Raw genomic sequence first — 6,794 nt, forward strand, 5'->3', positions numbered from 1 at the left:
CCGTGCGGTGCGGGAAACGGCCCACCGGCCTTCGTCTCGATCGAGTCGGGTCGCCGGGGCGACCCGACTCTGGTGTCAGCGGATCTCGGAGATCTCCGGGCCGCGCTGCAGTTGCCCCATGCCGCCGGAGAAGCGGGAGCTCTCCGGCTCCTCCTGCTGCACACCGTCCGGCACCATCTGCGCGTCGTTCGGCAGCTTGAGGACGATCGGGTCGCGCGGGGCCATCGGGCCGTCGCCGCGGACGACCACGGTGTCCCGGACGATCTGCTCCAGGAGGCCGGCCGCTTCGGGCTGGACCGCGCCCTGCCCGGAGATCACTCCGCGCAGGAACCAGCGGGGGCCGTCGACGCCCACGAAGCGGACCAGCTGCACGCCGCGGTTGCCGTCCGGCAACTGCACCGGCACCTGGGCGCGGAGCTCCCAGCCCAGCGGGCCCTCGACCTCGTCGATGGCGCCGCCCTGCTGGATGATGCCGGTCGCGATCTCGTCGCGGACCTCGCCCCAGATGCCCTCGTTCTTGGGTGCGGCGAAGGCCTGCAGCTGTACGGCGCTGTCGCGCAGGACGACCGTGGCCGCGACGATCGCGTCGCCCGCCACCTCGACCCGCAGCTCCATGCCTTCGATTCCGGGCACGAAGATCCCGCCGAGGTCGACGCGGCCCTCTTCGGGCTTGGTGACCTCGGAGATGTCCCAGGGCCCTTCGGGCCGGGGCGCCGGCGGAAGGTTCGCGCGACGCGGCGCCTCGGCCGCGTCCTCGCCCTCCACCGCGTCGACGACCTGCTCGGCCTCGCCCGCCGCGTCTTCGGCGGCACCGCTCTTCTTGCGACGTCCGAACACGTCACTGTCCTTCCCGGTCGGATACGACCGAAGCGTATCGATTCCCACCCGTTGTGCCGTCCACGGCGGCGTGACCGCCGGTGGACCCGAAGCCCCCCTCGGCCCGCGCCGAACCGGGGAGCTCCGCAACCTCATGGAAGCGCACCTTCTCGACCTGCTGGACGACGAGTTGGGCAATCCGATCAAATCGCTCGAACCGCACGCTCTCGCGCGGATCGAGATTGACCACGATCACCTTGATCTCTCCACGGTACCCGGCATCCACCGTCCCCGGGGCATTCACGAGCGCCACTCCACAGCGGGCGGCGAGACCGGAGCGCGGGTGCACGAAGGCCGCGTACCCGTCCGGCAGGGCGATGGAGACCCCGGTGGGGAGCACGGCGCGCTCCCCCGGAGCCAGCACGGCGGCCTCGGTGGTGACGAGGTCGGCCCCCGCGTCGCCGGGATGCCCATAGGCCGGAATCGGCACTTCCGGGTCTACCCTGCGGATCAGTACGTCGATGGGGTTGCGCATCAGGGGTTCACCTCGAAGGCGCGGGCGCGCCGGACCTGGTCGGGGTCGGACATGGCCGCCTGGATCTCCTCCGGGCGACCGTTATCGATGAAGTGGTCGACCTTGACCTCGACGAAGAGGGCGTCGGCACGGACGGCGACGGGACCCTCGGGCCCGCCGATCCGACCGACCGCGGTCGAGTAGATCTTGCGGCCGTGCACCGCGGTGACCTCGGCCTCCAGGTGGAGCACGGTGCCGACCGGGACGGGCCGGAGGAAGTCCGTCTCCAGGCGTCCGGTCACGGCGATGACCCGCAGCAGCCAGTTCAGGGAGCCGAGGGTCTCGTCGAGCGCGGTGGCGAGCACGCCGCCGTGCGCGAGGCCGGGGGCGCCCTGGTGGTCGGGGGTCACCGTGAACCCTGCGGTGACGGTCACGCCCTCGCCCGCGCGCGCCTCCAGGTGAAGGCCGTGGGACTGTCCGCCGCCGCACCCGAAGCAGTACTCGTAGTGGGAGCCGAGCAGCTCGCCGGGGGCCGGCGCGTCGGGATGGCGTACCGGCGGTATGGCGTCGGCCGGCGGGGTGAGGGCGGCAGATGTTGCAGTCACAGCCGCAGACCTTACCCGCGCGGATGGGCGCAGGTCGCGCCGTGCCAAGCTTGGCCCCATGCAGCCTTCCGTACCGTCCCAGGCCCCCTCCCCCGCGTCCTCCCCCGCGCCGCGCTTCGACGAGAGGCTGACGGCGCCCGGATCGTGGTGGGTGATCGTGGGGCTGCTCGGCCTCTCCGGCGGCCTGATCATGTTCCCGCTGGGGACGGTCCCCATGCTGGGCGGCCTGATCGCGGCGGCGGTGCTCGCCGGGGTGGCGGTCTCCTCGTACGGTTCCGCACGGATCCGGGTGGTCGCCGGTTCGCTGGTGGCGGGCGACGCCCGGATCCCGGTTTCGGCGCTGGGGGCGGTCGAGGTGCTCGACGCGGAGGAGGCACGCGCCTGGCGCACCCACAAGGCGGACCCCCGCGCGTTCATGCTGATGCGCAGTTACGTGCCGCAGGCGGTTCGGATCGAGGTGACGGACCCGACCGACCCGACGCCGTACCTGTACCTGTCGAGCCGCGAGCCGGAGGCACTGGTCGCGGCCCTCAAGGCGGAGGAGCCCCGCTGAGCGACGCCCACCCGGGCTAGGGACCCAGCTGCTCGGGGTCCTGCGGCTGCTCCAGCGGGGGAAGCTCCGGGAGGGCGTCCCAGGAGACCTGGCGAGCGCGGAGGTCCTTGCGGATGTGCGCGGCGAGCTTCTTGGTGTCCCGGCGGTTCATGACGGCGCCGACGGCGGCCCCCACCATGAAGGGCACCAGGTTGGGCACGTTGCGGACCATGCGCCTCATGATCTGCTGGCGCAGTTCGCGCTTGAGCTGTCCGCCGAGTGCCGCGTTGACCGTGGTCGGTCGGGAGGGCTCGATGCCCCGCTCCTCGGTCCAGGAGGTCAGGTAGGCCGTCGACCGCTGGGTGAGGCGACCGGGGGGCCGCAGTCCGTAGACCTCGTGGAGTTCGGCGATGAGTTTGAGCTCCACGGCGGCGACGCCGGTGATCTCGGCAGCCAGCTCGGCCGGCATGGCCGGGGGTACGGGGAGCATGGCGGCGGCGCCGATGCCCGCGCCGATGGTCGAGCTCGCGTTCGCCGCGCCCGCGACGAGCTTGTCGGCGAGCTCCTCGGGGCCGAGTCCGGGGAACTGCTTGCGCAGGGTCGCCAGGTCGCGGACGGGGATCCGCGGGGCGAGGTAGATGAGCCGGTCGGCGAGGTGTCCGATGCCGGCTTTGGCGGTGTCTCCGCCGCGCTTCACACCGCGCCGGACCACGTCGATCCGCTCGGAGTCGATCCTGATCCGGTCGAGCTGGGCCCGCGCGGGGTTGGCCAGCTTCTTGAGGGAACCGAAGCGCCCGCGCTGCTGCGCTGCGGTCCCTTCCGGCTCCGCGGGCAGCGGTGCCGGACCTGTCTCTGCCGCCTCGTCGAGGACTGCTTCGAGCGAGGCCGGGAGGCCTCGCTCGTCGTCACGTGCGCCGAGGGAGGGCAGGGAGGCGATGCGCCCGGGCTCGGCTTCAGGGGCCCCCTGGGCACCCTCTACCGGGCCTGAGCCGCCCTTGTACGTCTCCGGTCTCCAGGGGAGTCCGAGACGCCGCTTCCGGGACGGTATGTCGCCTGCCACGGCCGGGCGATCTCAGTCGCAGTCGCGGCAGATCGGCTGACCGTTCTTCTCCCGAGCCAACTGGCTGCGGTGGTGCACGAGGAAGCAGCTCATGCAGGTGAATTCGTCGGCCTGCTTGGGCAGGACCCGGACGGCCAGCTCCTCGTTCGAGAGGTCGGCGCCGGGAAGCTCCAGGCCTTCGGCGGCCTCGAACTCGTCGACGTCGACGGTCGAGGTGGACTTGTCGTTCCGGCGGGCCTTCAGTTCCTCAAGGCTGTCCGAATCGACGTCGTCATCGGTCTTGCGTGGGGTGTCGTAATCCGTTGCCATGTCGCTCTCCCCCTCTGGGTGGTTGCGGTGTCTCCAGCGCACGTAACGCGTGAGAGGTCGGACTTGTGCCCGACCTGAGGCGGAGATTTTGCCTCACATCAAGGTCTGTTACTCAATCGACACCCGTCGCGCCCTCTCATGAGTGATCGGCTTCGGGTGGCGAACCGGACCGTACACGGCCCTCGGGGCAGCCCTCACGGGTGCCACCCCGTGTACTTCCCGTCATTCCATGCCTCGGAAACCCGGACTTTTCCTGGCTTTCCGAGGGATTTCTCGATCACGGAGAGTGGAGGGCCGGGCACCTTCTCCTGTGATCGATCACACACGGACGTCTCAGGATCGGGGCCTCGGAATTCCGCGCAAAGCGAACGGAACCGGTCGGCGCGTGCAGTGTGTCAGATCGGAAGGGTGACGCGCATCACGAGTCCGCCGCCCTCGCGCGGCTCCGCGATGATACGGCCGCCGTGGGCCCGGGCCACGGACCGGGCGATCGACAGGCCGAGTCCCACCCCCTTGTCGCTGCCGGTCCGCTCCTGCCGGAGCCTCCTGAACGGCTCGAAGAGGTTGTCGATCTCGTACGCGGGGACCACCGGCCCGGTGTTCGACACGACCAGGACCGCCTGGCCGTCCTTGACCTCGGTGGTGACCTCCACCCAGCCGCCCTCCGTGCCCGGCGGCACGTTGTAGCGCACGGCGTTCTGCAACAGGTTCAACGCGATCCGTTCGAGCAGCACCCCGTTGCCCTGGACCACGGCCGGCTCGCAGGCGCTCCGGATCTCCAGGCCCTTGGCCTCGGCCTCGGCGTGCACCTGGTCGACGCCCCGCTCGGCCACTTCGGCCAGGTCCACCGGCTTGCGCTCGATGATCTGGTTGTCGCTCCGGGCCAGCAGCAACAACCCCTCGACCAGCTGCTCGCTGCGCTCGTTGGTGGCGAGCAGGGTCTTGCCCAGCTGCTGGAGCTCCACCGGCGCCCCGGGGTCCGAAAGGTGGACCTCCAGCAGGGTGCGGTTGATCGCGAGCGGGGTCCGCAGTTCGTGCGAGGCGTTCGCGACGAACCGCTGCTGCGCGGTGAAGGCCCGCTCCAGCCGGTCCAGCATCTCGTCGAAGGTGTCGGCGAGCTCCTTGAGCTCGTCGTCCGGGCCGTCCAGCTCGATCCGCCGGGACAGGTCCGAACCGGCCACCTGCCGGGCGGTCCGGGTGATCCGCCCCAACGGGGAGAGCACCCGCCCCGCCATGGCGTAACCGAAGGCGAAGGCGATGATGCTCAACCCGAGCAACGCGAACAGCGACCGGCGCAACAGAGCGTCCAGGGCCAGGTCGCTCTGGTGCCGCAGACAGACGGTGACCGCGTCGTTGAGCTGGTCCCCCGTGAAGGTCTCGGGCAGTCGGCACCAGGAGGTCGTGGGCTGGATCGTGCCGCTGAGGACCTTGAAGGGCAGCTGGGAGGTGCTGTCGGTGAGCGCCTGGGCGGTGAAGAGGTAGATGATCGAGAGCAGCAGGATGCCGGCGATCAGGAACATCCCGCCGTACAGCAGGGTGAGCCGTATCCGGATCGTCGGCCGCAGCAGCGGCCGGACGGGGTCCCGGGGGTCCCAGGTCGGCTTCGGTGGCACCTGGTGGTGCGGAGTGGGCGTGGTGGTCATCGAATCAGATCCGGTACCCGGAGCCGGGCACGGTCACGATGACCGGCGGCTCACCGAGCTTCCGCCGCAGGGTCATGACGGTGACGCGCACGACGTTGGTGAACGGATCGGTGTTCTCGTCCCACGCCTTCTCCAGGAGCTGCTCGGCCGAGACGACGGCCCCCTCGCTGCGCATCAGGACCTCCAGCACGGCGAACTCCTTGGGTGCCAGTTGGACCTCCCGGCCTTCGCGGAAGACCTCGCGGCGGTTCGGGTCGAGCTTGATGCCGGCGCGCTCCAGAACGGGCGGGAGCGGCACCGTGGTGCGGCGACCGAGGGCGCGCACGCGCGCGGTGAGCTCGGTGAAGGCGAAGGGCTTGGGCAGGTAGTCGTCCGCCCCGAGCTCCAGGCCCTCGACGCGGTCGCTGACGTCTCCGGAGGCGGTGAGCATCAGGACCCGGGTGGGCATGCCGAGCTCGACGATCTTGCGGCAGACGTCGTCGCCGTGGACGAGCGGGAGGTCGCGGTCGAGAACGACGACGTCGTAGTCGTTGACCCCGACGCGTTCCAGGGCCGCGGCGCCGTCGTACACGACGTCGACGGCCATGGCCTCCCGGCGCAGTCCGGTGGCCACCGCATCGGCGAGCAGCTGCTCGTCTTCGACGACGAGTACGCGCACGTCGAACATCCTTCCCGTTTGAGCCGCTGTCCGGGATGGGACCGGCTGGAACCTGAGCACTGACTGTGCGTGTCCATCCTGCCCCGTACGCGCGTAAACCGGCGGTAAGACGGAGGCGGGGCGGGCGGGCGGCGAGCGGGTGCGCGAGGTGGTGCGGACGGGGCGCGAAGCGGGACCCGAGGGGGGCGCGAAGGGAGGCGCGAAGAATTCATCTGATTCCCGCGCCAGTTGAGGTTTCCCTGAGGAAGGCCTTGGGGAGGACGACTGCACACCCCGTGATCACGCCCTGTATGTGGCGCGCCACCTACCGCTCTCTGTCCCCCAGAGTTCGCAGTGCGTGATCCACCCACCCTCGGCACACCCCCGTGCCACCGGACCCACGAGGAGGGGGCGCACGATGGACGCTTTCACCGCAGGACTGCTGCAGCGCATCAGGACCACGCAGACGGACCTCACGCGGGCCCGTGAGACGGGCGACGACTACCTGGCGGAGGTGGAGCAGGCTGAGCTGGACGACCTGCACCGGCTGGCCGCCGAGCACGGCGTGGAGGTGGCCGTGCCGGGCGTCTGACCCGCTCCACCCGTCCGATCCGCCGTGGGGCGGTGGTGCACGTCGCCGCCGCCCCACGGACGTGTGGGAGCCCCGGCACCGGTTCC

At 70.8% G+C, this 6,794-nt stretch carries 9 protein-coding genes; 2 read left to right on the plus strand and 7 right to left on the minus strand.

Going from position 1 to position 6,794, the window contains the following annotated elements; translation table 11 throughout:
* Nucleotides 1–75: 75 nt before the first annotated feature.
* From ACFW2Y_RS33850 to ACFW2Y_RS33860, 3 genes are read right to left on the minus strand one after another with little or no spacing between them, the layout of a single operon-like run.
* Complete coding sequence (locus ACFW2Y_RS33850; protein WP_384886998.1) at nucleotides 76–837, minus strand: DUF3710 domain-containing protein; 762 nt, start codon at nucleotides 835–837, stop codon at nucleotides 76–78.
* Nucleotide 838: 1 nt separating this feature from the next.
* Nucleotides 839–1,351: a dUTP diphosphatase gene (gene dut / locus ACFW2Y_RS33855; protein WP_384887002.1), complete on the minus strand. Its 513-nt coding sequence runs from the start codon at nucleotides 1,349–1,351 to the stop codon at nucleotides 839–841.
* Nucleotides 1,351–1,935, minus strand: coding sequence for a PaaI family thioesterase (locus ACFW2Y_RS33860; protein WP_384887005.1), 585 nt, complete (start codon nucleotides 1,933–1,935; stop codon nucleotides 1,351–1,353). Before ACFW2Y_RS33860 ends, dut begins: the two co-directional genes overlap by 1 nt.
* Before the next feature lie 58 nt (nucleotides 1,936–1,993).
* Between ACFW2Y_RS33860 and ACFW2Y_RS33865 the strand changes: the two genes are divergently transcribed.
* The gene (locus ACFW2Y_RS33865; RefSeq protein ID WP_384887008.1) at nucleotides 1,994–2,488 is read left to right on the plus strand and encodes a DUF3093 domain-containing protein; all 495 of its coding nucleotides are present in this window, start codon (nucleotides 1,994–1,996) and stop codon (nucleotides 2,486–2,488) included.
* A 16-nt stretch (nucleotides 2,489–2,504) separates the two neighbouring features.
* Here ACFW2Y_RS33865 and ACFW2Y_RS33870 read toward each other — a convergent pair whose 3' ends face one another.
* From ACFW2Y_RS33870 to ACFW2Y_RS33885, 4 genes are all read right to left on the minus strand, one after another.
* Nucleotides 2,505–3,527, minus strand: a complete 1,023-nt coding sequence (locus ACFW2Y_RS33870) for a hypothetical protein (protein ID WP_384887010.1) — start codon at nucleotides 3,525–3,527, stop codon at nucleotides 2,505–2,507.
* A 12-nt stretch (nucleotides 3,528–3,539) separates the two neighbouring features.
* Nucleotides 3,540–3,836 (minus strand): DUF4193 domain-containing protein, encoded by a 297-nt coding sequence (locus ACFW2Y_RS33875; RefSeq protein WP_003955561.1) that lies wholly within the window; start codon nucleotides 3,834–3,836, stop codon nucleotides 3,540–3,542.
* A gap of 395 nt (nucleotides 3,837–4,231) precedes the next feature.
* Nucleotides 4,232–5,479, minus strand: coding sequence for a sensor histidine kinase (locus tag ACFW2Y_RS33880; protein ID WP_384887013.1), 1,248 nt, complete (start codon nucleotides 5,477–5,479; stop codon nucleotides 4,232–4,234).
* A gap of 4 nt (nucleotides 5,480–5,483) precedes the next feature.
* A complete protein-coding gene (locus tag ACFW2Y_RS33885; protein ID WP_030687123.1) occupies nucleotides 5,484–6,137 on the minus strand; it encodes a response regulator transcription factor in 654 nt (217 codons plus the stop codon).
* Nucleotides 6,138–6,534: 397 nt separating this feature from the next.
* Between ACFW2Y_RS33885 and ACFW2Y_RS33890 the strand changes: the two genes are divergently transcribed.
* Nucleotides 6,535–6,708 (plus strand): hypothetical protein, encoded by a 174-nt coding sequence (locus ACFW2Y_RS33890; protein WP_384887017.1) that lies wholly within the window; start codon nucleotides 6,535–6,537, stop codon nucleotides 6,706–6,708.
* Nucleotides 6,709–6,794: the final 86 nt, after the last annotated feature.

Source organism: Streptomyces sp. NPDC058877, from assembly GCF_042742855.1.
Taxonomy (GTDB): domain Bacteria; phylum Actinomycetota; class Actinomycetes; order Streptomycetales; family Streptomycetaceae; genus Streptomyces.

Coding starts and splice junctions, on each gene's coding strand:
- dut (WP_384887002.1), bottom strand. CDS start 1,351: ATGCGCAACCCCATCGACGTACTGATCCGCAGGGTAGACCCGGAAGTG.
- ACFW2Y_RS33865 (WP_384887008.1), top strand. CDS start 1,994: ATGCAGCCTTCCGTACCGTCCCAGGCCCCCTCCCCCGCGTCCTCCCCC.
- ACFW2Y_RS33875 (WP_003955561.1), bottom strand. CDS start 3,836: ATGGCAACGGATTACGACACCCCACGCAAGACCGATGACGACGTCGAT.
- ACFW2Y_RS33880 (WP_384887013.1), bottom strand. CDS start 5,479: ATGACCACCACGCCCACTCCGCACCACCAGGTGCCACCGAAGCCGACC.
- ACFW2Y_RS33890 (WP_384887017.1), top strand. CDS start 6,535: ATGGACGCTTTCACCGCAGGACTGCTGCAGCGCATCAGGACCACGCAG.